We start from the raw sequence: 25,613 nt of genomic DNA, 5'->3' as shown, positions 1-25,613 counted from the left end.
GCATCATCGGTTGCTCCGCACCTATTTGCGGTCACTCACACGGGCTCCGGTCGCTTCCGCAATCAGAGCCGATTTCAGAAGATTTGCGTCGCTGTTCGGCACGACGAAATCGAAGCCCTCGCCGCTGCGCCGCGCCGCGACCGCGCTCGACGGGCAGAAGATGCCGGCATGCTTTCCGTGCGCCCTGGCAGCGGACAGGCAGCGAAGGATCGCTTCGCGCACGGCCTCATCGGTCGGGTCGCCAAGCGTACCCTTCCCCATCGCCAGGCCGAGATCGTTCGGACCGACGAAGATTCCATCAAGCCCGTCGATCGCGAGGATCTCGTCGAGCGCCTCCAGCCCCTCGCGCGTCTCGATCATGCCCAGGCGGACGATCGAGGCATCGGCATGGGCGAAATAGTCGGCGCCGCCGTAGAGTAGGCCGCGCGCGGGGCCGAAGCTGCGGTTCCCAAGCGGCGGATATCGCGTTGCGGCAACGAAGGCTTCGGCTTCCCGGGCGTTGTTGATCATTGGGCAGATGATCCCGAAAGCGCCTGCATCCAGTGCTTTCATGATGGCTGCCGGATCGCACGACGGAACACGGACGATCGGCGTCGCGGGCGTTGCCGAAATCGCCTGCAGCATTGCGATCATCGTCTGTACGTCGGTCATCCCGTGTTGCAGATCGACCAGCACGCAGTCATAGCCCGACCAGCCGGCAATCTCCGCCGTGTAGGCGTTTCCGATCGACAGCCATGCAGATACGACAGCCTCGCCTTTTGCCCAGACATCGCGGATATTGTTATTGCGCATCGGCGGCCACCTTCAGGACTGCGCGATTGACGACCAGCGCCGGATCGAGGTTGCCATCGAGACCGGCCAGCGCGTTGCGCGCGGTCATGACGCCCATGGCGACAAGGGATTCCTCCGTGAGCGCCGCCGAATGCGGGCTCAGGACAACACGTCCCTCCGAAATCAGCGGATCGCCGGACGGAAGAGGCTCGACGGCGAAGGTATCGAGTCCTGCGGAGCGGACGTGACCGCTCTTCAGCGCGTCCACGAGTGCCGCTTCGTCGACGATGCCGCCCCGGGCCGTGTTGATGACAATGGCGCCTCGCTTGAGCGTTCTCAGCGCCTCCGCGTCGATGAGGTTTCGCGTGGCCTCCGAGAGCGGAATGTGGAGGCTGACGACATCCGCCGCGGCAAGCCCCTCCTCGAGCGTATCGACGAAGGATGCGCCGGCAAACGCCGTGCGCGACGCGAAGGGGTCGCGGACCAGGATGTCCATTCCGAAGCTCGCTGCCCGTTTCGCGACCTCGCGTCCGATCCGGCCGAAACCGACCAGAAGAAGCGTGCGGCCGCGAAGCTCGACACCGAGCAGCCGGGAACGAGCTGCGAAGTCGCCATTACGAACCGCGGCATCCAACTGAACCCCTGCCCTCGCGGCTGCCAGCATGAGGAACATGGTCTGCTCGGCAACGGAGATCGCGTTCACATCGCCGACGACCGTCACCGGAATGCCACGCGACGTGCAGTAATCGATGGGGATGTTGTCGTAGCCGACGCCGTGCCGGGACACGACCTTGACCTTCGATGCCGCGGCAAGGACCTCCTCCGGTAGCGGTGCATCGCGCACCGTGATCGCATCGGCGTCGACAACATGCCTCAGCAAGTTGTCTTTCGAGAAATCCGTCACGACTTCATACGACACGTCACTGCGCTGGTCGAAAAGGGCGAGCGCTTCGGCTCGAAGCGGCTGTATCACGACGATTTTCTTCAATGTTCCCTCCCTCACCAGCGCTTTCCAACGACTGGCACTGCGACACCCAATGGCATCAGCTTCTCGCGAATCCGGGCGGCCCGATCTTTCAGACGGCCCGTTAGAGTCATGTGTGGTCGATGACGCTCGAAGGGCGCATAGCCGATCGCCCGGTGAGCCTCTTCCAGGTTCCAGCGCATGCCATCATTGCGGGAGACCACATTGATCGCGTGGAAGCCGGTAAAATCGACGGTCGCGGATTTGACGACGGCCTGAGCCCAATCATCGTTGCCGAGCCACATCTGCTGGCCCCAGAGCCCGAAGGCCATGTGCGGACCGGGTTTGTTTTCTCCGGGCTGGCAGTAGCCGATCCGCAGCGACAGAAACGCCATGCCTGTTTCCTCGCTGACCATCCGGCCATAGCGCTCGATGAAGAGCTTTGACGCGCCGTAGGGATTGACCGGCCGAGGCTGCAAGCCAGCCGTCAATTCTTCACTGCGGAAGCGATACCCGCTGAGAACCCAATTCGAGCTGGCAAAGACAAACCGTTTCACGCCTCCGCTGCGCGCCGCCCGGATGACATTCAGCGCGAGATCGACATTGAGCTGCATGACGCTATCCCAATCGCCGGCCGCACGCGGATCGGCCGCGAGGTGAAGCACGGTGTCGATCCCACCGAAATGCGTCGCCCAGCTATTGTCAAAGACCTCAAGGTTCGCGGTAATGACTCCCGGATCGTTCCCGCCGTTGCGCCCGATACGAGTGAGTTCGATGCCCTCGGTCGCGTTGAGCGCGACGGTCGCCTTGTGCCCAAGATTTCCCGTCGAGCCCGTCAACAGGATGCGCCGTGTCGCGGGACCCGGCATGTTCAGACCCCTTTGCGCTGATGCTTGCGCTGTCCTTCTTGAGCGTCGCGGGCCGCGGCAATCGAGGCACGATCCGTCACTTCGGGCATCCCGACATCCCACCACGAACCGCCATCCATCCATTCATAGGGATGCGTGCGAAGGGCGATGACATAGGTTCGGTCGCTCGCCCGGGCGCGGGTAAGCGCGGCCTCGAGCTCGGCTATCGACGTGACATTCTCGGATTCCGCCCCCATCGACCGCGCATGCATCGCGAAATCGATCCGCGGCACGTCTCCGACATGCTTCGACGAGGCGAGCAGATTGTTGAACTCGGCGCCGCCCTTGCCGGTCTGCAACCGGTTGATGACCGCAAAGCCGCCATTGTCGCAGACGATGCAGATGATCTTGTTGTCGGTCAGGACCGACGAGTAAATGTCGGAGTTGAGCATCATGTAGGAGCCGTCGCCCAGCATCGCGATGATCTCACGCGTGGGATTAGCGATCTTCTGGCCGTAGGCCCCGGCGATTTCGTAGCCCATGCACGAGAAGCCGTATTCGGATTCGAATGTCCCAATGCCGATCGACTTCCATGTGCAATAGAGTTCGCCCGGCAAGCCGCCGGCGGCGGACACGATCACGTCATCCGCCTTGGCGCTGCGCTGGACCGCACCGATCACCTGCGGATAGTTCGGGAGTTCCTGGTTCGTCGGGCCGCTTCGGCTTTCGATGACCGCATCCCAAGCCGCCTTTTCCTTCACGGTTTCTTCGCCCCAAGCCGCCGGAGCACGCCAATCGCCGAGCTTGCCAGCGATTGCAGCCAGCGACAGCTTTGCATCCCCGACGACCGGCTGCGCCATGTGCTTGTTCGCGTCGAAGCGGTTTGCGTTGAGCGAAAGGAATTTGACATCCGGATCGCGGAAGACGCTCCACGAGCCCGTGATCATGTCGGCCATGCGAGTGCCGATCGCGATCACCAGGTCGGCCTTCTCGCCGATATTGTTGCCGGCATTGCCGCCCATGACGCCGATCGAAGCGAGATTGAGACGATGCTCATGGAGCAGTGCCGACCGCCCCATGATGGTTTCCGCGACCGGAATGCCGAAGCGATCGCTGAAATCGGCAAGCTCGGATGTCGCGCCGGAATAGTGCACACCACCACCCGCGATGATCAACGGACGCCTCGCGGCGCGGATCAGTTCCACAGCCGCCTCGATCTGGTAGTCGGCCGCCGGATAGCGCGGAATGCGATGAACACGCTCGGCAAAGAAGGATTCTGGATAGTCGAAGGCTTCGCCCTGCACATCCTGGGCAAGCGAGATCGTCGCCGGACCGCAGGCAGCGGGGTCGAGCATCAAGGCGACGGCCTGCGGCAAGGAGGTAAGAATCTGCTCGGGCCGGGTGATGCGATCGAAATAGGACGAGACGGCTTTGAAGGCATCGTTCGTCGTCAGCGACATATCGTGGAAGTGTTCCACCTGCTGCAGGACCGGATCGGGCAGCCGCGAAGCGAAGTTGTCACCGCACAGGAACAGGACCGGAAGACGGTCGGACATCGCAACGCCGGCGGCCGTGACCATGTTGGAGGAGCCCGGCCCGACCGAGGCGGAGCAGACATGGATCTGCTTGCGCCGACGAGCGCGGGCATAGGCGACCGCTGCCAGAGCCATCGACTGCTCATTCTGGCCGCGATAGGTCGGCAACACGTCCTGAACCTGCTCGAGCGCGGAGCCGAGGCAGGTCACGTTGCCATGGCCGAAAATCGCGTGGACGCCCGTGAACAGCGGGAGGATTTCGCCTTCGTCCTCGATCTTCTGTGCGACCAAAAACCGGACGATTGCCTGAGCAAGCGTTAGCCGAACCGAACCCATCTATTCCTCCTTCGGGCATTCAGACCATTCGGCGTACGATCGGCGCGGGCTTCTCAGCCTGCTGCGCATTTTGGCCACCTGAACAGTTTCCTCACATTTGCCCACCCCGTCATTTCTTCCTCAGAGGTGAGCATCAGGGGTATTTCACATTCAAAACCCATTGTCAACATATCGCGCACTTGCGCGATAATCGCACATTGACAGGTTTTCAATGCCGTGAGATGACTAGTCGCCATGGACACAGACATTCAGAAACGCGACTTCGCCCAGACCCTCGCCCGGGGTCTTTCCTGTCTTGAAAAGCTGGCGGAGGCCGATGCTCCCGCGACCTGCACGGAGGTCGCCCGGGCCATGGATGTGAGCCGCGCGGCGGCACGACGGATTCTCCTGACGTTGGAAAGCCTCGGCTACGTCAAGGAGGAGCGCGGCCTTTATGCGTCGACGCCGAAAGTGCTGTCACTCGGTCGCGGGGTCCTGCGACGTACCAATATCTGGAGCGCTGCTTCGACCGTCGTCATTGCACTGGCTGACCAGCTCAACGAGCCCTGCTCGATCTCCGTCCTCGAAGGCCTCGACATTCTGTTCGTCAGTCGCGATGCGACGCGGCGCATCTATACGTCACGGCTTGGGGTCGGCGACCGCCTTCCGGCGCATTGCTCGGCGAGCGGCAAAATGCTGCTGGCCTCTCTGCCGGTGAGCGAACTGGACAACCGGCTGGCCACTGTTGTCCTGCGGAAGCAGGGACCAGCCTCGATAACCGAGGTCGAGATCCTGAAAGCGCACTTGAGTGAGGCGCGACGGTCCGATTTCGCCACCGCCATCGACGAAATGGAAAATGGTACGATCTCGATCGCGGTCCCCCTGCGAGAACGGGCGGGCCGCGTCGTAGCCGCCATGAGCGTTGCCTCGCACCGCGACCGCATGTCGCCGGAAGAGCTGGAAACCAAAATCCTTCCTTCCTTGCGCGACTGCGCGCGGAAGGTCGAAGGCATCCTGCGGGACTATCAGGAGCGGAATTGGGCAATCCTTTAGCCCAGGTCCCGTGACGTTCACACGACCGGCGAAGACTGCATCAGCCGGCCGTCCAGCCGCCATCGACCATCAAGGCGGTTCCGGTGATCATCGCCGAGGCGTCCGAGGCGAGAAAGGTTACCGGTCCCATGATGTCCTCCAGCTCGCCGATACGGCCAAGCTTGATCTTCTCCTCGATCCATCGGACCCGCTCGGGATTGGAAAATGTCTGCTCGGCCAACGGCGTCTTGATGAATGTCGGGCAGATGGTATTCACCCGGATGCCGCAACAGCCCCACTCTATCGCCATGGACTTCGTAAAGCCCTCGATAGCGTGTTTCGTGGCGCTGTAAACGGCCCGGTCGATGCCGCCGACATGGGCCATCTGGGAAGAAATGTTGATCAACGATCCCGGTCGCTCCGCCTCGATCAAACGTCTGGCAATGGCGCGCGTCAGAAAATAGGCCCCCCGAAGATTGATCGACGCGACGGCGTCGAAATCGGCGGGGGTCGTCTCCAGTGCCGGCCCATGCCGTGCAAGACCGGCGCTGTTGACGAGAATGTCGAAGACAGGAAGCGACACTAGCGTCGCCTCCATCGCTTCGACGTCACCGACATCGAGCGCGACCGCCATCCCCTCAAGGCCCAGGTCATTCATCGACGCAACCGTGAGTTCGAGCTTGTCTATCGCACGTGCTGCCAGCGTCACCCGTGCACCGACCTCCGCGAGTGCTACGGCGGCGGCCTGGCCGATGCCGGAAGATGCTCCGACAACAAGCGCGTTACGGCCATCCAGTCTGAAGGACGGCGTGCGGGGCAATTTCAGGGTCATCACATCACCTGGTTTCCCGGAGCCGACGGCTATTCGGCCGCCGCCCCATAGGCCACATTCCTTCCACCGTAGCGCCGGACACGAACATTGGCCTGCTCGGCATGCCCGACGAAACCTTCCAGGATGCAGAGACGTGAGCAATATTCCCCGATCCGGGCGGCCGCCTCATCGGTTAGGACCTTCTGGTAGGAATGCGTCTTGAGATACTTGCCGACCCATAATCCACCCGTATAACGGCCCGCCTTCTTGGTGGGGAGCGTATGGTTGGTGCCGATGACCTTGTCGCCATTCGCCACATTGGTCTTGGGACCGAGGAACAGCGCGCCGTAGGAATGCATATTGGCAAGGAACCAGTCGTCCCGGTCGGTCATGACCTGCACATGCTCGGACGCGATATCGTTGGCGACATCGAGCATCTCCTCGTAACTGTCGCAGACGATAATCTCGCCATAGTCGCTCCAGCTACGCGATGCCGTGTCGGCTGTCGGCAGGATTGCGAGAAGCCGGTCGATTTCGGAAAGCGTCGCATCCGCGAGCTTGCGCGAGTTCGTGACGAGAACGGCGGGGGAATTGTAGCCGTGCTCTGCCTGGCCGAGAAGGTCGGTCGCGCAAAGCTCCGCATCGACGGTTTCGTCGGCGATCACCATCGTCTCCGTCGGTCCGGCGAAGAGATCGATCCCCACCCGGCCGTAGAGCTGCCTCTTGGCTTCGGCGACGAACGCATTGCCAGGCCCCACGAGCATATGAACGGGCTTGATCGTTTCCGTGCCCAACGCCAAGGCGCCGATCGCCTGGACGCCGCCGAGAACATAGATTTCATGAGCGCCGCCGAGATGCATCGCGGCGATGACCGCAGGATTGGGTTCGCCCTTGAAGGCGGGCGTCGCCGCCGCAATGCGGGGCACACCCGCGACCGACGCCGTGGCGACCGACATATGGGCGGACGCCACCATGGGGAATTTCCCTCCCGGAATGTAGCAGCCGACGGACTGGACCGGGATATTGCGGTGGCCAAGGATAACGCCGGGCAACGTCTCGACCTCGATGTCGAGCATCGAGTCCCGTTGAGCCTGCGCGAAGTTGCGCACCTGCGCCTGCGCGAACTTGATATCCTCCATATCGCGCGCCGACACCTTGTTCATCAGCGCTTCGATTTCGCTAGCCGAGAGCCGGAAGGACGGGGGAGCGTAATTGTCGAATTTCACTGACAACTCGCGCACGGCGGCATCGCCGCGCGTTTCAATATCTCTCAGGATGTCGGCGACAATAGTCCTGACCTTCGTATCGTCCTCCGAACGTTCGGATTCGGATTTGCCACTCTTGAGGTAGGTAATAGCCATCGGTGATCTCCCTTTCGCGGCGGAGGATATGATGCTAATTCCCGGGCGCAAGTTTTCATCGATAGTGTGAAAAAGTTTCAATCATTCGCCATGAAGCCGACAGCAAAACAGGTTGCCCATGCCGCAGGCGTTTCCGTCGCCGCGGTTTCGCGCGCATTCACGCCGGGCGCGTCGATCCAGGCGGAAAAGCGCACGCGAATATTCGCGTGCGCAGAAGAAATCGGTTATATCAGCCCGGCACGGCGGACGGCCAAGGTCATCGCATCTCGAACGATCACTCTTGTGGCCGGTGATCTCCTAAACCCTTTTTATCCTACGGTACTGGACGCATTGGCGCAGCGACTGCAGGAAAGCGAACGGCAGTTGCTGGTGTACACCCTTCCCGCTCATACCGATGTCGACGCCGCGACTGAGCAGATCCTGGCCTCAAGGCCGTCCGGGATCATCATAACGTCCGCGCAACTTACGTCGAAGATGGCGCGCGCGTGCCGGCAGCATCAGATCAAGGTCATCCTCCTCAATCGGGTGCAACGCGATATTCGCACCAACGCGGTCGCCTGCGACAACTACCAGGGTGGGCGGGACGTTGGCAGGTTCCTGATGGTACAAGGACATCGAAAGATCGCTTTCCTCGGCGGTATCGCCAACACGTCGACCCATGCCGAGCGGGCGCGCGGCTTCCGCGACGTTCTAAGTGAAGCCGGTATCGGCATACATGCTCAAGCCTCGGGGGAATACGAGTATCGTCGTGCCTATCTCGCCGGACAGGCTCTTTTAGCGGCTACCAAGCCTCCGGAAGCGGTCTTTTGCTGCAACGACATCATGGCACTCGCCGTTATCGACGCTGCGCGCGAACGCGGAATTCGTGTTCCGGAAGATCTTGCAGTCGTCGGCTTCGACGATATTCCCATGGCATCGTGGAACGCTTACAGGCTCACCACAATTCGGCAACCCGTGGAACGTATGGTTCAAGAAGCGTTGAGCTTGATCGATGACCCAAGCATCAAGCCCACCGACGATGGCATAACGCGAATGCTCTCGGGCGAACTCATTCGACGTGGAAGCGCTTGATATCGACGATCGTTCACAAAGGCTTTTGAGCGGAAGTGAACCGCAGACCTGCTTCTTGAAGGTGGTTTTCGACTTTTCTGATTCAGAAAGGTGTGAGAGTTCCTTATCAGGAAGCCGCCTGCGCCCCTGTAATCTCGACCAGCGAACCGCACATGAAGGCCGCCTCGTCGGAGGCGAGGAAGGCGACCAGCGCGGCGACCTCCTCCGGCCTGCCGATGCGGCCGAAGGGCACCAGCCTGTTGAGGTCGGCGATGGTACGCCCCGAGCGCTTCACCCCGGCTTCCAGCATCGGCGTGTGGATCTCGCCGGGGCAGACGGCGTTGACGCGGATCTTGTCCGGCGCGTAGTCGCGGGCAAGGTTCTGCGTGAAGCTCGCCACCGCCGCCTTGGTGACATTGCAGGCGATGTGGTTCGGTGCCGGGTGAAGGCCCCATTGCGAGGCGGTGTTGACGATGGCCCCGCCGCCGGCCGCGATCATGGGCGGCAGCGCCGCCTGGCAGAGATGGAACATCGCATCGACATTGACAGCGAAGCTCAACCGCCAGTCATCCGGCATCAACGAGAGCAGGTTGCCGCGCCGGTTGATCCCAGCATTGTTGCAGAGCACGTCAATGCTTCCCTCCGTGGCGACGACATCGTCGATGATCGCCCGGCAGCCTTCGGCAGTGGATATATCACTGGCGAAGGCACGCGCTCTGCCGCCCGCGGCCGTTATCTGCGCGGCCGTAGCCTCGGCCCCTTCGCCGTTCATGTCCGTGACGACAACACGCGCGCCTTCGGCTGCAAAGCGGGCGCTGATCGCTCCTCCAATGCCACCGGCAGCCCCGGTGACGATGACAACCTTATCCTTGAAACGCATGGGATTACCTCATGTAGCTACCGCCGTTCACATCCAGCACCGCGCCGTTCAGCGACGCTTGCGAGGGACGGAAGGCAAAGGCGGTGATCTCGCCGATTTCCTGCGGGTCGGCCATCCGGGCGATGGGGATGCCAGCCAGAGCCGCCGCCTCGCCATGCTCGCCAATATAGGCCTCGGCCATTTCAGTGCGCACCCAGCCGGGCGCGAGCGCGACGGCGGTCACACCCTCGTGCCCATGGCTTCGCGCGATGGATTTGGTGAGGTTGATCAGGGCGGCTTTCGAGGCACCATAGGCCATGGCACTGGAGGTGTAACCGCGCTGACCGGCGCGGCTTGCCATATTGACCATCCGCCCTCCGCCATGGGCGCGAAAATGCTGGATGGCAAGCTTCGACAGGTCGACGGCCGACAGGAAGTTGACCCGCATCTCCCGCGCCCAGACCTGCTGCCATTCTTCCATCGGCGCATCGACCGAGACCTCAGAGCGGATGCCGGCATTGTTGACGAGGCCCGTCAGCCGGCCGGCGGCGGCAAGCGCACCGTCCCACAGGGTTTGCGGCCCGGCCGGGTCCGAAAGATCGGACGGTACGCACCAGCCCCGCCCATCGAGCGTTTTCACAAGCGCCTCGGCGGCATCGCGATTGCGGCCGTAGTGGACGACGACATTGGCGCCATCCGCCACCAACGCCCGGCAGATCGCTTGCCCGATGGCACCTGTAGCGCCCGTCACAAGAATAGATTGTCCCGACAGTTTCATAATTCCCCCACCTGCGGCCCCCAGGTGTCCGACATGGCGAAGCCCTGCGTGAACGGATCAAGCGGATCGAGCCGCAATTGCTGGCGGCCAAAGACATAGCCCCGGCCGGTGATGCGTGGCAGCACGGCGGGACGGCCTCCAACCGTCGTCTCGCCGAGGATTTCCGCCGTGAATTCTCCGCCGATGATGCTTCGGGAGACGCGGAGATCACCGGTCCTCGCCTGCCCTCGCGCATGGAGGATAGCGAGATTGGCCGAGGAGCCCGTGCCGCAGGGCGAGCGATCCACCCGCCCCGGCTTCAGCGTGGTGCAGGTAACGACCGAGCCATCGGGCTGGTAGTCGCGGAACATCACATAGGCAATCTCGTCGAGGCCAGGGATTTCCGGGTGTTCCACCGCGACCTGCCCCGCCAGCAAAGCCTTGATCTCGGTTCCGGCCTCGGCGAGTGCGCGGGCGTGCTCCGGCACGATGCGCAGCCCCACGCGGTCCACGTCGATCTGGGCGTAGAAGACGCCGCCGAAGGCGATGTCGCCGGTAATCTTGCCCCATTTCGGTGTGTCGATCATGACGTCGAGCGCATGGACGAAGGCCGGAACGTTGTCGAGGCTGACCGAGAGGCAGCGTCCGCCCTCACAGCGTGCGCGGGCGACGATCAGCCCGGCCGCCGTATCCAGCCGCACCACCGTTTCCGGCTCGACCTTGGCAACACGGCCGCTTTCCAGAAGCGTCGTCACGACACAGATGCAGTTAGAGCCCGACATCGGATGGGCGCGGTCCGGCTGGAGTACGACGAAGGCCGCATCGGCATCCGGCCGCGTCGGCGGCAGGAGGAGGTTCGTCGTGTGGACGACCTGCGCACGCGGCTCGCGCGTCAGGAACAGGCGGAGCGACGGGTCCACGTCGTTCAGATGGTTCATCTTGTCGAGGATGGTCGCGCCCGGGATTTCAGGCGCGCCACCGATGAGGACATTGCCGCTCTCGCCCTGGCAATGGACGAGGAGGATATCGAGCGCCTTGTCGAAGATCATTTCAGATACCACCCCCACGGCTCCTCGCTGACGAGGCGGGTGATCTGTTTGGTCTCCAGGTAATTGTCGAGGCCCCATCGGCCGAGTTCGCGGCCGATGCCGGACTGCTTGTAGCCGCCCCACGGCGCCTCGGTGAAGGTCGGTTGCGAGCAGTTGATCCAGACGATGCCGGCGCGGAAGGCGGCGGCGACGCGTTCGCAGCGTTCGTCGTCCGCCGACATGACGGCGGCGGCGAGACCGAAGCGGCTGTCGTTGGCGAGACGGATCGCTTCTTCCTCCGTTTCGAAGGGGCGGATGCAGACGACCGGGCCGAAGATTTCCTCCACCCAGGCGTCACTGTCTAGCGCCATGTCGGTGAGGATGGTGGGGGCGACCCAGAAGCCCCTGTCGAAACCGTCGTGTCGGCCGCCGCAGGCAATGGTTGCGCCCTGCTCGACCGCCCGATCGATATGGCGAAGCACATCCTCGTACTGACCCTTGTTGACGAGCGGACCAAGCAAAGTACCCGCGTCGAGTCCATTGCCGACCCTGATCTTCTTCGCTTCTTCGACCAACCGTTCAAGCAATCGCGGATAGAGCGGAGCCTCGACCAGAACCCGCGAGGTGGCCGAGCAAACCTGGCCCTGGTTCCAGAAGGTGCCGAACATGATCCATTCGACCGCCTTTTCGATATCGCTGTCGGCGAAGACGACGAAGGGCGACTTGCCGCCGAGTTCCAAACTGATGCGCTTGATGTCCTTCGCGCCCGTGGCCATGATGCGCGAACCGACCGGGCCGGAGCCGGTGAAGGCGACCTTGTCGACCTGCGGATGTTCGACCAGTGCCTGACCAACAACGGAACCCTTGCCGGAAAGGATATTCAGCACGCCCCTCGGAAGGCCGGCAGCCTCAGCGATCACGCCGAGTTCCAATGCGGTCAGCGAGGTGGTTTCCGCCGGCTTGAGGATCATCGTGCAACCGGCGGCAAGCGCCGGAGCGATCTTCCACGAGGCCATGAGCAGCGGATAGTTCCAGGGCACGATGGCGACGGTCACGCCGAGCGGCTCGCGCACGGCCTTCGAGACGAAGCGCGCATCCGCCAGTTTCACCTCCTCCACCTCGCCGTCCAGCTCCTCGGCGAGGTCAGCATAGAAATCGAAGCAGCCGGCAGCATCCGAAAGGTCCCATTCGGATTCGGGCAGCGGCTTGCCATTGTCGCGGGTTTCCATGCGCGCGAGGTCCGGCAGTCGGTCGCGGATACCCTCAGCCATGGCGCGGAGATATTTTGCCCGCTCCTTACCGGTAAGGCGCGGCCATGGGCCGTAATCGAAGGCCTCGCGGGCGGCCCTCACAGCCAGTTCCGCCTCCACGAGACCGGCGGCGGCGATGTGGTGGAAGACCTCCTCGGTTGCCGGATCGATCACGGGAAGCATGGTTCCGTCGGATGGAGCGACCCACTGGCCATCGATGAAGAGCTTGTTCTGCATGGTATCCTCGCTGTGCTTCAGAAGCGGTCTATACGATAAGGGCGCATGTCGATGGGCGGCACCACGCCGGTCATCAGGTCTCCCATCAGGCGTGCAGTCGTCGCGGCATAGGTGACGCCGAGATGGCCATGGCCGGTGGCGTAGAAGACGCCCGGTACCCTCGCTGAGGCCGACATGACCGGCACCGTATCCGGCAAGGCCGGGCGGTGGCCCATCCACTCGGAGAAATCCTCGCAGCGCAGGTTGGGCAGCGCCGTCTGCGTCCGCCGCACGGTAATCTTCGAACGGCGATAATCCGGCGCGGCGTCAAGGCCCGCCATCTCCACAGTTCCGCCGACGCGGATGCCGCCGGCCGTCGGCGTGACCATGAAAGCCCGCGCCGGCCAGATGATCGAATGACGCATGGAAATGCCCGGGGACATGATCTGCGTATGATAGCCGCGCTCGGTCTCGAGCGGCATCGGTTCTCCCAGCATTTTCGACAGCAAGCAGCTATAAGCGCCGGCGCAGATCACCACCTCCTCGGCTGCGACGCGGTCGCCTTCCGCAAGCCGGACGGCGGTGATGCGGCCGGACCGGTCGAAGCCCGCGACCGTCCCGCGCCGGATTTCACCGCCGAGCGCGGTGAAGCGTTGCGCAAGGCTGCTCACTAGCCGGAACGGGTCACGCAGGCTCCGGTTCTGCGGAAACAGCACGGCAATGCCGATGCTTTCAGACAGTTCCGGCTCCAGCTCTTGCGCCTGCACGCCCGTCAGTCGTTGATACGGAAAGCCGAAGCGCTCGAGGATTTCGATATGCTCGCGGTCGGCGCGGAACTCCGCCTCGTTGCTGTAGAGCGAAAGGCAGCCCTCCTCCGTCAGCTCGCCTTCCAGACCCGTTTCCCGCAACAACGGCAGCAGGTCGTCATAGACGCGCTTGCAGAGAGCGGCACCCTGCGCCTCGAGTTGGCGCAGCTTTCCGGGCCGCGACGCCGCGACAAAGCGGGCGAACCACGGCAGGAGTTTCGGCATATAGGTCGGCCGCACGCACACCGGTCCCTCAGGATCCAGCATCCAGCCGGGAATCTGTTTCCAGATCGACGGCCGTGAGGCGGGCATGAACTCGGTCACGGCAATAGAGGCCATGTTGCCATAGGATGCACCGCGCCCGACCTCGCCCTTGTCGAGGAGGATGACCTGCCGGCCGCGCTTCTGCAGTTCGTATGCGATGGCCGTGCCGATGATGCCCGCGCCGACAACGACGGTGGTCATGCTCGTCTCTCCCATTAGGTGTCAGGAAACAGCCGGGCGACCATTGCGCCCGGCCCCTGTCAGCTTACCAGTTGAGGATCGGCTGCATGGCGGCGCGGAATTCGGCCTTTTCCTCGTCCGTCAAGGGACCGAGCGGCGCGCGGCATTCGCCCATCGGCAGGCCCTGCAATTCGCAGCCATATTTGATCTTCTGGACGAATTTTCCGGATTCGAGGATATTCATCGCCCGGTAGAGGATCTTCATCATCTCGCGGGCCTTGCCAAGATCGCCGGACTTGTAGGCGCGGTCGAGATCGCAGCATGCCTTGGCCATGCAGTTCGACGGGCCACAGATCCAGCTTTCCGCGCCCCAGAACATGAAATCGAGCGCAATGTCGTCCGAACCCGAAACCAGTTGGATCCGGCCCTCGTAACGGCTGGCGATGTCGATCGCGCGCTGCAGCACGCCCGAGCTTTCCTTGATGCCGATGACACGCGGATTGTCGGCGAAGTGATCCATCAGTTCGAAGCTGATGTCCGACCCATCCTTGGCGGGATAGCTGTACAGCACGAGATCGACGTCGACCGCGGCGAGCACGGTTTCGTAGTGCTTGATGAGTTCGGCCTGAGTGGGGCGGGTGTAAAAGGGCGGTGCGAGCAGCACCGTGTCGTAGCCGATTTCCTTTGCCATCGCGGTCTGTTCGATGACCTCCCGCGTAGCGGGTGCGTTCGTGCCGGCGATCAGGGTTTCACCCGGCCTGGCGAAATCCTTGACGAACTTGAGCACGTCGCGGCGCTCCTCGGTCGACTGGCTGAAATATTCGCCCGTCGAGCCGTTCGGCACCCAGCCGGTCACCCCGGCTTCACGCAGATGAGCGAGCAGCTTTTCGAAAGCCTTGAAATCGACCCGGCCTTGCGTGTCGAAGGGGGTGACGAGGGCGGGCATGACGCCTGACAGTTTCATGGGAGTCTCCATTTCGAGGGTTCGGATGCCGGCGCTTCAGGCAGCCAGCCGCTTGAGGATGCGTTGTTCGACGACCGTGACGGCGCGCGTCAGCGGGAAGGCGATGACGAAGTAGATGAGAGCGACGACGGTCAGCACCTCGATGGGGCGGGCCGTGTTGTTGGAAATGTTCTGGCCGACGAACATCAGGTCCGCCATGCCGACCGCAGAGACCAGCGCGCTCTCCTTGAACAGGCTAACGCAGTTGGACAGAAGCGTCGGGGCGGCGCGCAGCACGGCTTGCGGCAGAACGACACTCGTCGTGCGCGTCCAGGCAGAAAGCCCCAAAGCCACGCAGGCATCCATCTGCTCGCGGCCGACCGATTTCAGTGACGCGCGGAATGTCTCGCTGCTGATCGCCCCCATATAGAGCGTCAGCGCGATCACGCCCGAGGCCATGTTGGAAAGCTCGGCGCCGAGCACCAGCGGCAGGCAGAAGAAGATCCAGAAGAGCTGCACGAGTACGGGCGTGCCGCGGAAGAACTCCACATAGACGCTCGCCAGGCTCCTGAGCACCTTGCTTTTCGAGGTGCGGGCAAGCGCCAACAGGAAACCGAGGACACAGCCGAACACAATGCAGATCAGGGTCAGCTTCAACGTCATCCAGAGGCCGAGCAGAAGCGCGTCCTGATATTTGAGCACGATGGCGAAGTTCAGGTTCATAGCCTTCTCCTCAGCTTGCCAGCGCTTCGCGGCGACGTTCGAGATAGCCGACGATCTGGGAGACCGGGAACGACACGGCGAAGTAGACGAGCGCCACGATGGTGAAGGTCTCGATGGGACGATAGGTCTGTGTAGCGAGGGTTTTGCCCTGGTACATGAGATCCTGCACGGCGACGATGGCGACCAGCGCGCTCTGCTGGAAGGTGCCGATGCCGTTGGTCAGCAGAACGGGAATGGAATTGCGCACGGCGGCCGGCAGCACGATGTAGAGAATGCGCTGGAGCGGCGTCAGGCCGAGTGCCACGCCCGCATCGAGCTGCTCGCGCGGCACCGCCTGGATCGAGGCGCGATAGGCCTCGGCGTTGAAGGCCGCGAGATTGAGGCCAAGCGCCAGGATACCCATCGTAACCGAGCCGAGAAACACATTGAACAGCATGGGCACGCAATAGAAGAACCAGACGATCTGGATGATTGCCGGCGTGCAGCGGAAGAATTCGACGAACAGCATGACCGGCAACCGCACCACCGACCAGCGGCTCATGACCAGCAGCGCCAGTGCGAAACCGAGCGTCAGGCCGATGGCATTGGCCGCGATGGTCAGCTGGATCGTGACGAGGAGACCGTCCCAGAGAGGTCCCAGATTGCGGAAAACGGATGCGAAGTCGAAACTGTAGTTCATGGCCCGCCCCTCAATGCCTGATATGGAACACCCGCTCGATGAATTCGCGCGTGCGTTCCTCCTTCGGCGTGCCGAGCACCTGTTCGGGCGGGCCGTCCTCGACGACGACGCCGCCGGCGCAGAAGATCACGCGGGAGGCGATATTTCTGGCGAACCACATGTCATGGGTCACGATGACCATCGGCATCTGCTGCTGGGCGAGCTGCATGATCACCTGCTCGACTTCGGCTACCAGTTCCGGATCGAGCGCCGAGGTGACCTCGTCGAAAAGCATCAGCTTGGGATCGAGCATGAGAGCACGAGCGATGGCGACGCGCTGCTTCTGCCCGCCGGAGAGCTGGGCCGGATAGGAATTCGCCTTCTGCGCCAGACCGAAACGCGTGAGAAGCGCCATGGCCCTCGCCTCGGCTTCCGCCTTCTTCTCGCTCCTCACCTTCATCGGCGCAAGGATCAGGTTTCCGATCACGGTCAGATGCGGGAACAGCGTATAATGCTGGAAGACCATGCCGATCGAGCGCCTGACCTTCGTGTCGATCACTGTCCTGCCATTGCCATTGGCGGAAATATAGGGCTTGCCACCGAAGGCGACGGAGCCGCCGTCGATCTGCTCCAGTCCCATCAGCACGCGCAGGAGCGTGGACTTGCCGCCGCCGGAAGGGCCGATGACGACGACGCGGTCACCCGCCTTCATCTCGATATCGAGGCCCTGCAGCACCTTAACGACACCGCCATAGCTCTTGTGCAGTCCTTCGATCTTAACCAGTGGCGCGGTGCTGTCCGACATCGTCAAAACTCTCCTCCTTGGAACAGGCAGGCGGGGCCGCGGCAAGGCGGCCCCGGATGGTTCACTGGCCGGCCGTGAGAACCTCGTCAACCGCCTTGTGGATGAGCTCCTCGACATGGCCGGTCGCGACCCGCTCCTCAAGGAAGATATTGACCACCTCGACATCGGCGGCGGAAAGCTGGTGCGGCAGGCCGAAGGAAACGCCCTGCTTGGCAAGGGCCGGCTTTGGGTTCAGCGCCACGGCCCAATCGGGGTTCGACTGGGTGAAGAGCTGGTTCGTGTCGGAAGCATCGACCAAGATATCCGCCCGGCGCGAGACGACGGCAAGGCGCGTCTCGTCATTGGTCGGAAGACGCAGGATCGTTGCGGTTTTGACGGCCGCCGAGATCGCCTTGTCCTGCGCCGTGCCCGACATGACGGCAAGCGTGACGTCAGCTTTGTCGATATCGGCCACCGATGTGGCGCCGGCCGGGATCTTCGGGTTGTCCTTGTTATAGGCGAGCGAGATTTGGTACTCCATCGCCGGGATGGAGAACTGCACCGCCATGGCGCGGGCCGGCGTGCGGTTCAGCGCCAGCGAGACGTCCCATTTGCCGGCCTGAAGGCCCGCCACGATGTTGTCCCAAGTCGTATCGACGAATTCGGGCTTCACCTGAAGCGCCTCGGCGAACTCCCGGCAAAGATCGGCGTAGAAGCCAGAATATTCGCCGCTCGCCGGATCGCGCATCACATAGGGCGGGGCGACGGCTGCGCCGCAACGCAGCGTGCCGCTCTTCTGAACACCCTGCCAGTAGCCTTCGGCCGCCTGGGCCATGGCAGGGGTCGAAAGCCCTGCCACCAGGGCGAGCGCGGCCGTCGCCCGCAGAGCGGACGTCATCACATTCGAAAGCATGTGCATTCCCCATTTTGAGCGCGTTCAACGCGCGGTTCCACCCGTCGGCTTCGGCCGTTCTTGTCGTCTTTTTCTGTCGGCTCCGTGTCGACTGGAGAAATTATGTCGTCTCAGTGTCGACAAAGTCAAGCGGAAATTTTACGATTGCTGTGCGCCTGATTTTCTGGCCCAATGGCCGCGACATGCGGAAAGGGACGTAAGTGTCTGAGGAAATTGAATCGAAACGCGTGCGCGGCATGGGCTCGAAAAGCGTGTACGACACGCTGCGCAACGAAATTCTGGCACTGACCCTGCCGCCTGGGCAGCTCCTCGACGAGACGACGCTGGCCGAACGCTTCGCCATGTCGCGCTCGCCGATCCGTGAGGCCCTGATCCGGCTGGCAGGTGAAGAGCTGGTGGTGACGCTGTCCAACCGCAGCACCATCGTTGCTCCCATCGAGGTGGCGAGCTTTCCGAAATATGTCGAGGCGCTCGACGTCGCCCAGCGCATGAACACGCGCCTCGCCGCGACACTGCGGACGGAAGCAGACCTGAAGATCATCGCCAAGCGCCAGAAGGAGTTTGAAGCGGCGGTGAAAACTGGCGTGCATCTGAAGATGTCGGAGGCCAACAAGCAGTTCCACATGGCCATCGCCTATGCCGGCAAGAACACTTATCTAGCCTCGTTCTATGAGCGGCTGCTCAACCAGGGCCAGCGCATGCTGCACCTGCATTTCGAATATCTGGAGCGCGGCGGTGACGGCTATCTGCTCACCGACGAACACGAACTGATGCTGGAAGCAATCAGGGCCAAGAACGTCGACCTGGCCGACGAACTGGCCCATGCCCATACGCGGCAGTTCCAGGACAATTTCATCGCCTTCCTGCGCGAGAACTATACGACCCACGTTTCCTTCGGTCCCCTTGCCGCCGCGGAATAGGCACGACTGCGTCCGAGAGGTCATGAACATACGTGACTGATAAGCTCTTGAAAGGAACCGAACCGACGGTTCGCGGTCTGAAGCTTAACGTCAATGCAAACTCCTACTCTTATTGAGACCGTCGACGCCGAGCGAGCGGGTTGGTGCAAGTGCGGCCGAGCCTCTCCTGCCTGGCCCGCCCAGCAGGGCTCACAGCGCTGCGCAGGACGACAGCCGGGAGTACGAGGCGCGGTTGAGAGCTTGTGTCAGCAGTTCGCCCGATCTGCGAGCGGCATCTTTCTCCGATTCTTATCTCCTCTTCCCCTCCGCTCCTCATTGAATTCCGCGAATCCTGACGCTATATTGCGTCATAATGGTTGGCAGGTCGAACGGAGGTTTTGAGATGGGTCTCGCCCAATATGCCGATGGCGGACTTTTCTCGCCACGCAAGATCGCCAGTGCCCTGCGCACCACGAGCGAAGAGATCGCTCGGACCGCAGGGCTCGGGAAGGACGCGATCCAGCGGCAGGACCGCATTCGCTCGGACAAGACGCAGCGGCGCCTTCGGGAGATGACCGAGATCGTCAACAAGGTCGAGCCTCGGTTTGGCTCCGCCCTGATGGCCTATGCCTGGTATCGCTCCGAACCGTTGCCCGGCTTCTCAGGCTTCACGGCGATGCAGCTCGTACGCGATGGCCGAGCTGACGAGGTTCTCGACTATATCGACGCCGTCGATGCCGGCGTTCACGCCTGACCGCGCCGATGAAGTTTCGAGGAACACTCTACCGGGCGCTCAACCCGATCTATGCACGCGAGCCGATGTCGGGACGCGGCGCCGAACTCTATGGAGGTCGGTTCAACCGAAAGGGGACGCCGGCACTCTATACGTCGTTGTCAATCGTCACGGCTTTGCGCGAAGCCAATCAGGCCGGCTCCCTGCAACCGACGACGCTCGTCTCCTATGATGCGGTCTTCGAACGCATATTCGATACGCGCGACGATATCGCTCTGCGCGCTGAAGGCATGGACAATGCGGATTTGGCGGATCCCACTTGGCGCGATCAGATGAAAACTACCGGAGAGGCGAAGACGCAAGCCTTCGCAGGTCGGCTTGCCGCTGCCGGCTATCATGGATTGATCGTGAGGAGCTTTGCACCCGGCGCGGCCCGAGACGATGCCAATCTAGTCCTTTGGACGTGGAGCGATGCCGCGCCTTGCCGGCTGACGCTAATCGACGACGAAGGTCGCCTGTCGCGATAGGATCGGTGTCGACCGACCACTACACATCGACATGAAGCTGGCCAGTTGGAGACCGCCGCTCATTAGATTTTTCACCCATATCGTCATTCAAGAAATCTCGTTTCTTAAGCTCTTGAATGGATACGAACGGTCATTCCTGTCGTTCAGTGGTTTGATTCACCCCGAATATCCCTTTGGACCAGTTGCTTGCCATCGGGATTGGCCGATCGCTCGAGGGCCTGAGCAACAGCCGCCTCAACTCTACGGGCGCGACCCAAACAATCAAGACGTTGACTTACGCAATATTCGGTACCTCTACGAAGAGGTCACCGATTTTCACGCTACACTGTAGATAAATTGGATGCCCTGCAACGACGTTGCAGGGCATGTCACACCTGCTTGGGAGATTGATGTGACTCTTGCGATCAAGCTTTGAGGAATCAAACTTCGACTAGAAAACGGTCGATTCCTGCGAGAGCACAGGCGTGATCCTGCGCTGGTGTACCGGAACTGACGCCAATGCCGCCCACAACCTCGCCCTCGACAATCACCGGAATGCCACCAGCAACTACCGTCAATCGACCGCCAATTGTCGAGTTGATACCATAGGCAGGCTGTCCCGGTTGACTGGCTGTACCATAGCTTTCCGTTGATCTCTTCGCCCCGGCAGCGGTGTAGGCTTTGTCTTGGGCGATGATTGTACTTGTTATCTTGCCACCGTCCATTCGCTCGAATGCTATCAGTTGCCCGGACTCGTCGGTGATCGCAATACACATGGGAACGCCGATTTCTTCAGCCTTTGCACGAGCACCGCCGATCAGGATGTGAGCGTCGGCGAGACTTAATCTGTTTATTGTCAGCATCTGAATTCCTCACGAATTGCGACCAGCAAGAGCTTTTGCGGCTCGGTATGCGAAAACGATACCTGGTCCGATCGTGATCCCGGCACCTGGATAAAGGCCACGCATGAGCGAAGTTGCGTCATTGCCGCAAGCGTACAGTCCTTGAATCTGCTTTCCGTCTTGATCGAGCACGTGCCCCCACGTGTCAGTTGATAGTCCCGTCGCGGTCCCCAGGGTAGCCGGCACGATCGGCAGAGCGATGAACGGACCGGCAGTGATCGATCCGAGGTTTGGGTTCACCGTTCCAACTGAAGGGTCGCCCAGCATGCGGTTGAAAGCAGACTCTCCGCGCTGGAAGTAAGGATCCTTGCCAGACCGCGCATGCGTATTGTGCTCTTCGACGGTCTTCTCAAGATCCTTGGCATCGATCCCTATCTTCCTAGCAAGGTCGGCGATTGTCGCACCCACCTTGATGTAGTCGACCCGCTCATATGCCCTTGTTCCCATGGTCCACGGCCACGGCAACATGTGTCCCATTCCGCGCTTTTTAAGAAACTCGGAGTCGCAGATGAAAAAAAAGCGCTTGTCCTTCGGGTATCCGTTCTTGAACATCGCAAGGCAGATATCGTGATAAGAATTGGACTCGTTAACGAAGCGCCGCGCATCGGGCCCGACGGCGATCACTCCCGGGCGGCCGCGATCCAGCCACCCATACGGTACTGTCTGCTGGCCACCTTTCTTGTCACGCAGGAGTGAAACCGGGGTCCAGAACCCTGCACTCGCCACATCATTGTCTATGGCGCCACCTGCTTGCTGGGCGAGCTTGATGCCATCCCCCGTAGAGTCCGGGTGAGCAAGCGTATCATCATGCTGGTGCGGTCCACTTAGTGATGCCCGGAGGCCTGCGTCGCGGGGAAAGCCCCCTGTCGCGAGAACCACGCCTCTATCAGCCCTGACACGCAAATCTCGACCGTTGCGGCGGATAATTGCGCCCACCACCTTTTGATCCTCGATAACAAGGCGGACAAGCGGGGCTTCGGTCCAGATCGCGACCTGACGCTTCCTAAGGCTGGCTATGAAACGCGCAATCAGGGCGTTTCCGCCACTGAACTCGGTTCCGCGACGATACGACATTCTGTCGCGAGCGTAACGTCCCACGCGCTTCAGGACATGCCGCATCGAATCGACCGACTTCAATGGATTCAAGAACTTCGTCACTTCGCCGGAGGAGATCATCATACCCCCCAAGACAACACGAATGGGATCACCGACGAGATCGAAATCCTTCCCGAGAAGACGGCCGTCGTATGGTGCAGGGCTAAGGGCTCGACCGGACTCCACACCGCCGATCTGGCTGGAATGATAGTCCGGTGCAGAGGCCAGCGTGAACTTGACGTCAGTCCCGTCAGCTATCTGGCTCAAGGCCGCCGGTCCGTCAGTCAGGTACGCCTCAACAAAATCCTCCCGGTAGTAGTTACCCAGTTCGTTCCTAAGATAGGTCCTCGCATTCTCGATGCTGTCGGCAACTTTTGCTGCGATGGCCTGCGGAGAGCAAGGCACCCAGATCATTCCGTTAGAGAGGGCCGTCGTTCCGCCCAGCTTGGGAGACTTCTCGCATATGAGGACTTTAAGTCCGGATTGCGAGGCGAACAGAGCAGCAGATAGGCCTGCTGCTCCGCTGCCAACGGCGACGACATCATAGATTTCGTCCCATTGGCTGGAATCGGCAGGCCTGGTGCCGATAGAAGCGGATGCTAGGGTCATATCAGTCTCGCTGAATAGATAATGGATCGAGGATCAGGAACGGGGGACCGGGACGGCTTTGAACGCCTTGGCAACTGCCTGCACTGCCCGCTCGATCGGTATCCTTTCGATCGAGGAAGCTCCTACGAAGCCAACACACTTCGTCTGCCGATACACTTCTACCGTGTCTTCGGGTTCCGCGACAGCGCCGCCATGGGCAAGAAGAATGATGTCGGATCGTACGGCTCTGGCGGCATCGTTGATCTTGTTGATCTTCACGACTGCTTCCTGGACCGCCTGGCCTTCCTCGTGACCGACCAAGCCCCCGCGGGTTGCCCCTACGTGAGGAACAATGCAGTCCGCTCCCGCTTCTGCCATCGCGGCCGCATCTTCAGCCGAGGCTACGTAGGCCATCGAGAAAATATTCTTCTGTCGCGCCAACCTGATCATCTCGACCTCCCGGTCGAAACCCAGACCAACGCGGCCTCTTCGATCGCGCCATTTATCACCCATCGTCGAGATGGTGGGGTAGTTGATCACACCGGAGTATCCAGCGGCCCAGAACCTGTCGAGCAGGCGATCAAGGTCAAGTCTGACAGGATCCCATGCCTCGACGCCGCCGATCACTGGGACGGTCGAGACGACGTTCCGGATCTCGTCCGCCATTTCGATGGTCCGTGCGTTCGAATCTCCAATCCGGCTCGTTGGCAGGCCCATAAGACGCGAAAGGCCGGTGCTGTAGACGACCAGCATGTCCGCTCCACCCAGCACCGCGCACTTGGCGACCAGGCCGCAACTACTTCCTGCGGCCAGAATGGCATTTCCGCTTGCGGTCTGCTCAGCCACAGCCGAAAGGATTTCCGAACGTTCAAACATTTTCATCGGCTACAACCTCGCTTTTGATTTTCTCAAGGATCCACGCGACGGCAGCATCGGCGAATTCAGGATCGTTGATGTGGAATGGGATTTTGATGCACTTGGCCGTCTCTGGAAGAGTGTCCTCGACACCCGAAAGCCAGGCCTCGTTTGCAGCAGGATCGTGAAACACCCCGTTCTCGCGATCGTAGTCGGAGACACCTTTCTCGGGCCACATCACGCACACTGGCCCTGAGGCACTCCGGAGCTTCAATCCTGTGCGCCGCCCAATCTCGCGCGTTTCCTCAGGGGTCGTGCGCATCAGGGTCGTGTAGGGGGTGTGGGAATAGAATGACCGATGCGCATACCGCTCCGGAACACTCGTCGGCACCCCGAAGTTGACCATGTCTACGGCGCCTGGAGCAATGAGCTGAGGAATTCCCATCAAGCCCGCCGCAGTCAGTCTTCTATCGCCTGCACTGGCTGTTCCGCCGAGCAGTTCGTCCGCCAGTTCTGTGGTCGTCAGATCGAGCACGGCGTCGAATTCTCCGTCTTCGATAAGAACCTCCATCTTGCGGCCCCCTGATCCATTCGCTGGAAACACGACGGCTTCGATATTGCGATCTGCGAGCAAGCGAACGCATCGGTCCACGGCTGGAGTGGTTACGCCGAAGGCGGAAATTGCGACTATCGAGCGCCGCGCGTCCTTTTGCGGCGCGTACCGCAGCGATGCGATAGCGTGAGCAGCATTTGTGAGTATCCGTGAAGTGAAGCCGTTCACGCCGAACAGATCCACCAAGGTCGGGTAAAGGAGAATGTCGCTTGTTTTGGCGAGTTCCGCGAGAAGCGCTGGCCTCGCACTCGATACAAGCAGCTTGGGGAAGCCGTAAGGCAGATCTGCAACCACCTCGCCGAAGAGGCCGCTCCCTTTACCGCCGGCAATACCGATCACAGCAGTTATGCTGCCATCAGCCTGCATCTCCCCTATCGATACGCGTGCGCGCTGCGCAATCGACTTGAGCAGGCTTGCCGGATCGTTCGATCGGTCAGGAAATGAGGAGGAAGTACCGACATCGATCCGGACAACATCCCTTCCGCATTGCCGGATGATATTGGAAACGAAATCGACTTCTGCGCTTTTCGTATCCATGGTCGCTACGATGGCGATCGCGTCCGCCTTCGACACAGATACGCTCATAAGGCCAGCGCCCGTGCGCCAATCAAAGATCGCGCTGTCCGATTTGGTGAGATTGACATGTGACCCTCCCTTGAGTCTGCTCGATTCCTGGGCAATTTTGAGTACGAATAGTCCCTCGCTGCTATTGGCAGAACCAAGCGCGACATGAGAGATGGGTAAAATTGGGTATGTGGGCGATTGTCGATAACACAGAGCTTTCCATAGGGGCCGCGCACGACTGCCCTGCGAGCCAAGGCGTTATCTTCGCCCCGGGGATTCGAGTCCTCCCAGAAGGCTCACCGCTAGTGTTGGCAACGCTACCTGTGCTCGACTGGAACGCAGAGCTGATGAATGCACTGAGGACCACAGTTAGCCCAGCAAGGCCCAACTGCTATGCCGCTGTGATGATGATCGATCCATTTCCGCTGTGGGAGGACCTCGGTGATCTGCTGATAGATCAGGGCTTTGCCGGGGTTGTGAACTTCCCTCCCGCCTCTCTTGTCGAGGTTAAGCAAGGACAGTCGTCACCCCAGGAGGGCAACACGATCGAGATCGACAGGATGAAGTGGTTTCATGAGATCGGTTTAGGGCTCGTGTACGCAGCATCGCGGACGGAGGAGATCAGCACCATCGAGTTGCGTCTATCAGGACTCCTGGATGCAATAGTCAGCGTGCCAGTCTCGTCGCTGCATCTGCCCATCAGTGAAAGCCTGCTCTTAGAATGTGACCCCGAGATCAATGCCGATCGTCGAGGAGCACCGCCGATCCTTTCGCTCAGATAGCCATCGAA

The 25,613-nt window shown here is 61.3% G+C and carries 25 protein-coding genes and 1 pseudogene; 6 read left to right on the top strand and 20 right to left on the bottom strand.

Features of this window, described 5'->3' with window-relative positions; all coding sequences use genetic code 11:
* Positions 1 to 21: 21 nt before the first annotated feature.
* The 4 genes from ShzoTeo12_RS20355 to iolD are packed head-to-tail and all read right to left on the bottom strand — an operon-like array spanning position 22 to position 4,454.
* Positions 22 to 792: an HpcH/HpaI aldolase family protein gene (locus tag ShzoTeo12_RS20355; protein WP_119254729.1), complete on the bottom strand. Its 771-nt coding sequence runs from the start codon at positions 790 to 792 to the stop codon at positions 22 to 24.
* Complete coding sequence (locus ShzoTeo12_RS20350; RefSeq protein WP_162911192.1) at positions 782 to 1,759, bottom strand: hydroxyacid dehydrogenase; 978 nt, start codon at positions 1,757 to 1,759, stop codon at positions 782 to 784. Before ShzoTeo12_RS20350 ends, ShzoTeo12_RS20355 begins: the two co-directional genes overlap by 11 nt.
* An 11-nt stretch (positions 1,760 to 1,770) precedes the next feature.
* Positions 1,771 to 2,604: an NAD-dependent epimerase/dehydratase family protein gene (locus ShzoTeo12_RS20345; protein WP_162911191.1), complete on the bottom strand. Its 834-nt coding sequence runs from the start codon at positions 2,602 to 2,604 to the stop codon at positions 1,771 to 1,773.
* A gap of 2 nt (positions 2,605 to 2,606) precedes the next feature.
* Positions 2,607 to 4,454 (bottom strand): 3D-(3,5/4)-trihydroxycyclohexane-1,2-dione acylhydrolase (decyclizing), encoded by a 1,848-nt coding sequence (gene iolD, locus ShzoTeo12_RS20340; protein ID WP_119254726.1) that lies wholly within the window; start codon positions 4,452 to 4,454, stop codon positions 2,607 to 2,609.
* A 234-nt stretch (positions 4,455 to 4,688) separates the two neighbouring features.
* On the opposite strand from iolD, the gene ShzoTeo12_RS20335 reads away from it, so the two are divergent.
* Positions 4,689 to 5,486, top strand: coding sequence for an IclR family transcriptional regulator C-terminal domain-containing protein (locus ShzoTeo12_RS20335; RefSeq protein WP_119254725.1), 798 nt, complete (start codon positions 4,689 to 4,691; stop codon positions 5,484 to 5,486).
* A gap of 40 nt (positions 5,487 to 5,526) precedes the next feature.
* Here the strand turns inward: ShzoTeo12_RS20335 and ShzoTeo12_RS20330 are convergent, their stop codons facing one another.
* Entirely contained in the window at positions 5,527 to 6,291 is a 765-nt protein-coding gene (locus ShzoTeo12_RS20330) for an SDR family NAD(P)-dependent oxidoreductase (RefSeq protein ID WP_205536151.1), read from the bottom strand.
* A 35-nt stretch (positions 6,292 to 6,326) separates the two neighbouring features.
* On the bottom strand, positions 6,327 to 7,637 hold the full coding sequence (hisD, locus tag ShzoTeo12_RS20325) for a histidinol dehydrogenase (RefSeq protein ID WP_119254723.1): 1,311 nt from the start codon (positions 7,635 to 7,637) through the stop codon (positions 6,327 to 6,329).
* A gap of 90 nt (positions 7,638 to 7,727) precedes the next feature.
* Between hisD and ShzoTeo12_RS20320 the strand changes: the two genes are divergently transcribed.
* On the top strand, positions 7,728 to 8,708 hold the full coding sequence (locus tag ShzoTeo12_RS20320) for a substrate-binding domain-containing protein (RefSeq protein ID WP_119254722.1): 981 nt from the start codon (positions 7,728 to 7,730) through the stop codon (positions 8,706 to 8,708).
* Between the two features lie 106 nt (positions 8,709 to 8,814).
* On the opposite strand, the gene ShzoTeo12_RS20315 is transcribed toward ShzoTeo12_RS20320, so the two are convergent.
* From ShzoTeo12_RS20315 to ShzoTeo12_RS20270, 10 genes and pseudogenes are all read right to left on the bottom strand, one after another.
* Positions 8,815 to 9,567, bottom strand: a complete 753-nt coding sequence (locus ShzoTeo12_RS20315; protein WP_318913903.1) for an SDR family NAD(P)-dependent oxidoreductase — start codon at positions 9,565 to 9,567, stop codon at positions 8,815 to 8,817.
* A 4-nt stretch (positions 9,568 to 9,571) separates the two neighbouring features.
* Positions 9,572 to 10,324, bottom strand: coding sequence for an SDR family NAD(P)-dependent oxidoreductase (locus tag ShzoTeo12_RS20310; RefSeq protein ID WP_119254720.1), 753 nt, complete (start codon positions 10,322 to 10,324; stop codon positions 9,572 to 9,574).
* Positions 10,321 to 11,352, bottom strand: coding sequence for a proline racemase family protein (locus tag ShzoTeo12_RS20305; RefSeq protein WP_119254719.1), 1,032 nt, complete (start codon positions 11,350 to 11,352; stop codon positions 10,321 to 10,323). Before ShzoTeo12_RS20305 ends, ShzoTeo12_RS20310 begins: the two co-directional genes overlap by 4 nt.
* Entirely contained in the window at positions 11,349 to 12,818 is a 1,470-nt protein-coding gene (locus ShzoTeo12_RS20300) for an aldehyde dehydrogenase family protein (RefSeq protein ID WP_318913901.1), read from the bottom strand. Before ShzoTeo12_RS20300 ends, ShzoTeo12_RS20305 begins: the two co-directional genes overlap by 4 nt.
* A gap of 17 nt (positions 12,819 to 12,835) precedes the next feature.
* Positions 12,836 to 14,068 (bottom strand): NAD(P)/FAD-dependent oxidoreductase, encoded by a 1,233-nt coding sequence (locus ShzoTeo12_RS20295; RefSeq protein ID WP_119254717.1) that lies wholly within the window; start codon positions 14,066 to 14,068, stop codon positions 12,836 to 12,838.
* 64 nt (positions 14,069 to 14,132) lie between these two features.
* On the bottom strand, positions 14,133 to 15,011 hold the full coding sequence (gene dapA / locus ShzoTeo12_RS20290) for a 4-hydroxy-tetrahydrodipicolinate synthase (protein ID WP_318913899.1): 879 nt from the start codon (positions 15,009 to 15,011) through the stop codon (positions 14,133 to 14,135).
* 36 nt (positions 15,012 to 15,047) lie between these two features.
* Positions 15,048 to 15,713 (bottom strand): amino acid ABC transporter permease, encoded by a 666-nt coding sequence (locus ShzoTeo12_RS20285; RefSeq protein ID WP_119254715.1) that lies wholly within the window; start codon positions 15,711 to 15,713, stop codon positions 15,048 to 15,050.
* A 10-nt stretch (positions 15,714 to 15,723) separates the two neighbouring features.
* Positions 15,724 to 16,392 carry an amino acid ABC transporter permease gene (locus tag ShzoTeo12_RS20280; protein ID WP_119254714.1) on the bottom strand — a complete coding sequence of 223 codons (669 nt, stop codon included), beginning with the start codon at positions 16,390 to 16,392 and terminating at the stop codon, positions 15,724 to 15,726.
* 10 nt (positions 16,393 to 16,402) lie between these two features.
* A pseudogene (locus tag ShzoTeo12_RS20275) lies at positions 16,403 to 17,068 on the bottom strand (amino acid ABC transporter ATP-binding protein); the annotation flags it as partial.
* Between the two features lie 169 nt (positions 17,069 to 17,237).
* Positions 17,238 to 18,068 (bottom strand): substrate-binding periplasmic protein, encoded by an 831-nt coding sequence (locus ShzoTeo12_RS20270; RefSeq protein WP_119254965.1) that lies wholly within the window; start codon positions 18,066 to 18,068, stop codon positions 17,238 to 17,240.
* Between the two features lie 200 nt (positions 18,069 to 18,268).
* On the opposite strand from ShzoTeo12_RS20270, the gene ShzoTeo12_RS20265 reads away from it, so the two are divergent.
* The 3 genes from ShzoTeo12_RS20265 (at position 18,269) to ShzoTeo12_RS20255 (ending at position 20,227) form a co-directional block, all read left to right on the top strand.
* Positions 18,269 to 18,988: a GntR family transcriptional regulator gene (locus tag ShzoTeo12_RS20265; protein WP_119254712.1), complete on the top strand. Its 720-nt coding sequence runs from the start codon at positions 18,269 to 18,271 to the stop codon at positions 18,986 to 18,988.
* 382 nt (positions 18,989 to 19,370) lie between these two features.
* Entirely contained in the window at positions 19,371 to 19,721 is a 351-nt protein-coding gene (locus ShzoTeo12_RS20260) for an antitoxin Xre/MbcA/ParS toxin-binding domain-containing protein (protein WP_119254711.1), read from the top strand.
* Between the two features lie 8 nt (positions 19,722 to 19,729).
* Positions 19,730 to 20,227 (top strand): RES family NAD+ phosphorylase, encoded by a 498-nt coding sequence (locus ShzoTeo12_RS20255; protein WP_119254710.1) that lies wholly within the window; start codon positions 19,730 to 19,732, stop codon positions 20,225 to 20,227.
* A gap of 419 nt (positions 20,228 to 20,646) precedes the next feature.
* On the opposite strand, the gene ShzoTeo12_RS20250 is transcribed toward ShzoTeo12_RS20255, so the two are convergent.
* From ShzoTeo12_RS20250 to ShzoTeo12_RS20235, 4 genes are read right to left on the bottom strand one after another with little or no spacing between them, the layout of a single operon-like run.
* Positions 20,647 to 21,069, bottom strand: coding sequence for a GlcG/HbpS family heme-binding protein (locus ShzoTeo12_RS20250; RefSeq protein WP_119254709.1), 423 nt, complete (start codon positions 21,067 to 21,069; stop codon positions 20,647 to 20,649).
* A 9-nt stretch (positions 21,070 to 21,078) separates the two neighbouring features.
* On the bottom strand, positions 21,079 to 22,812 hold the full coding sequence (locus tag ShzoTeo12_RS20245) for an FAD-dependent oxidoreductase (protein ID WP_119254708.1): 1,734 nt from the start codon (positions 22,810 to 22,812) through the stop codon (positions 21,079 to 21,081).
* A 33-nt stretch (positions 22,813 to 22,845) separates the two neighbouring features.
* Positions 22,846 to 23,673, bottom strand: coding sequence for a phosphoenolpyruvate hydrolase family protein (locus tag ShzoTeo12_RS20240; RefSeq protein WP_119254707.1), 828 nt, complete (start codon positions 23,671 to 23,673; stop codon positions 22,846 to 22,848).
* Positions 23,660 to 24,844: a Tm-1-like ATP-binding domain-containing protein gene (locus tag ShzoTeo12_RS20235; RefSeq protein WP_119254706.1), complete on the bottom strand. Its 1,185-nt coding sequence runs from the start codon at positions 24,842 to 24,844 to the stop codon at positions 23,660 to 23,662. Before ShzoTeo12_RS20235 ends, ShzoTeo12_RS20240 begins: the two co-directional genes overlap by 14 nt.
* A 326-nt stretch (positions 24,845 to 25,170) precedes the next feature.
* Between ShzoTeo12_RS20235 and ShzoTeo12_RS20230 the strand changes: the two genes are divergently transcribed.
* Positions 25,171 to 25,605: a hypothetical protein gene (locus ShzoTeo12_RS20230; RefSeq protein ID WP_162911188.1), complete on the top strand. Its 435-nt coding sequence runs from the start codon at positions 25,171 to 25,173 to the stop codon at positions 25,603 to 25,605.
* Positions 25,606 to 25,613 lie beyond the last annotated feature (8 nt).

This window comes from Shinella zoogloeoides, assembly GCF_033705735.1.
In the GTDB taxonomy this organism is placed as follows: domain Bacteria; phylum Pseudomonadota; class Alphaproteobacteria; order Rhizobiales; family Rhizobiaceae; genus Shinella; species Shinella zoogloeoides_A.
The sequence above is the reverse complement of the archived record's forward strand: the minus strand, read 5'-3'. Positions and strand labels throughout refer to the sequence as shown.

Bases quoted from the DNA above. Each gene is read 5' to 3' on its own strand.
- ShzoTeo12_RS20355 (WP_119254729.1), bottom strand. From the start codon at position 792: ATGCGCAATAACAATATCCGCGATGTCTGGGCAAAAGGCGAGGCTGTC.
- ShzoTeo12_RS20345 (WP_162911191.1), bottom strand. From the start codon at position 2,604: ATGCCGGGTCCCGCGACACGGCGCATCCTGTTGACGGGCTCGACGGGA.
- iolD (WP_119254726.1), bottom strand. From the start codon at position 4,454: ATGGGTTCGGTTCGGCTAACGCTTGCTCAGGCAATCGTCCGGTTTTTG.
- ShzoTeo12_RS20335 (WP_119254725.1), top strand. From the start codon at position 4,689: ATGGACACAGACATTCAGAAACGCGACTTCGCCCAGACCCTCGCCCGG.
- hisD (WP_119254723.1), bottom strand. From the start codon at position 7,637: ATGGCTATTACCTACCTCAAGAGTGGCAAATCCGAATCCGAACGTTCG.
- ShzoTeo12_RS20320 (WP_119254722.1), top strand. From the start codon at position 7,728: ATGAAGCCGACAGCAAAACAGGTTGCCCATGCCGCAGGCGTTTCCGTC.
- ShzoTeo12_RS20315 (WP_318913903.1), bottom strand. From the start codon at position 9,567: ATGCGTTTCAAGGATAAGGTTGTCATCGTCACCGGGGCTGCCGGTGGC.
- ShzoTeo12_RS20310 (WP_119254720.1), bottom strand. From the start codon at position 10,324: ATGAAACTGTCGGGACAATCTATTCTTGTGACGGGCGCTACAGGTGCC.
- ShzoTeo12_RS20305 (WP_119254719.1), bottom strand. From the start codon at position 11,352: ATGATCTTCGACAAGGCGCTCGATATCCTCCTCGTCCATTGCCAGGGC.
- ShzoTeo12_RS20300 (WP_318913901.1), bottom strand. From the start codon at position 12,818: ATGCAGAACAAGCTCTTCATCGATGGCCAGTGGGTCGCTCCATCCGAC.
- ShzoTeo12_RS20295 (WP_119254717.1), bottom strand. From the start codon at position 14,068: ATGACCACCGTCGTTGTCGGCGCGGGCATCATCGGCACGGCCATCGCA.
- dapA (WP_318913899.1), bottom strand. From the start codon at position 15,011: ATGAAACTGTCAGGCGTCATGCCCGCCCTCGTCACCCCCTTCGACACG.
- ShzoTeo12_RS20285 (WP_119254715.1), bottom strand. From the start codon at position 15,713: ATGAACCTGAACTTCGCCATCGTGCTCAAATATCAGGACGCGCTTCTG.
- ShzoTeo12_RS20280 (WP_119254714.1), bottom strand. From the start codon at position 16,392: ATGAACTACAGTTTCGACTTCGCATCCGTTTTCCGCAATCTGGGACCT.
- ShzoTeo12_RS20270 (WP_119254965.1), bottom strand. From the start codon at position 18,068: ATGCTTTCGAATGTGATGACGTCCGCTCTGCGGGCGACGGCCGCGCTC.
- ShzoTeo12_RS20260 (WP_119254711.1), top strand. From the start codon at position 19,371: ATGGGTCTCGCCCAATATGCCGATGGCGGACTTTTCTCGCCACGCAAG.
- ShzoTeo12_RS20255 (WP_119254710.1), top strand. From the start codon at position 19,730: ATGAAGTTTCGAGGAACACTCTACCGGGCGCTCAACCCGATCTATGCA.
- ShzoTeo12_RS20250 (WP_119254709.1), bottom strand. From the start codon at position 21,069: ATGCTGACAATAAACAGATTAAGTCTCGCCGACGCTCACATCCTGATC.
- ShzoTeo12_RS20245 (WP_119254708.1), bottom strand. From the start codon at position 22,812: ATGACCCTAGCATCCGCTTCTATCGGCACCAGGCCTGCCGATTCCAGC.
- ShzoTeo12_RS20240 (WP_119254707.1), bottom strand. From the start codon at position 23,673: ATGAAAATGTTTGAACGTTCGGAAATCCTTTCGGCTGTGGCTGAGCAG.
- ShzoTeo12_RS20235 (WP_119254706.1), bottom strand. From the start codon at position 24,844: ATGAGCGTATCTGTGTCGAAGGCGGACGCGATCGCCATCGTAGCGACC.
- ShzoTeo12_RS20230 (WP_162911188.1), top strand. From the start codon at position 25,171: ATGAATGCACTGAGGACCACAGTTAGCCCAGCAAGGCCCAACTGCTAT.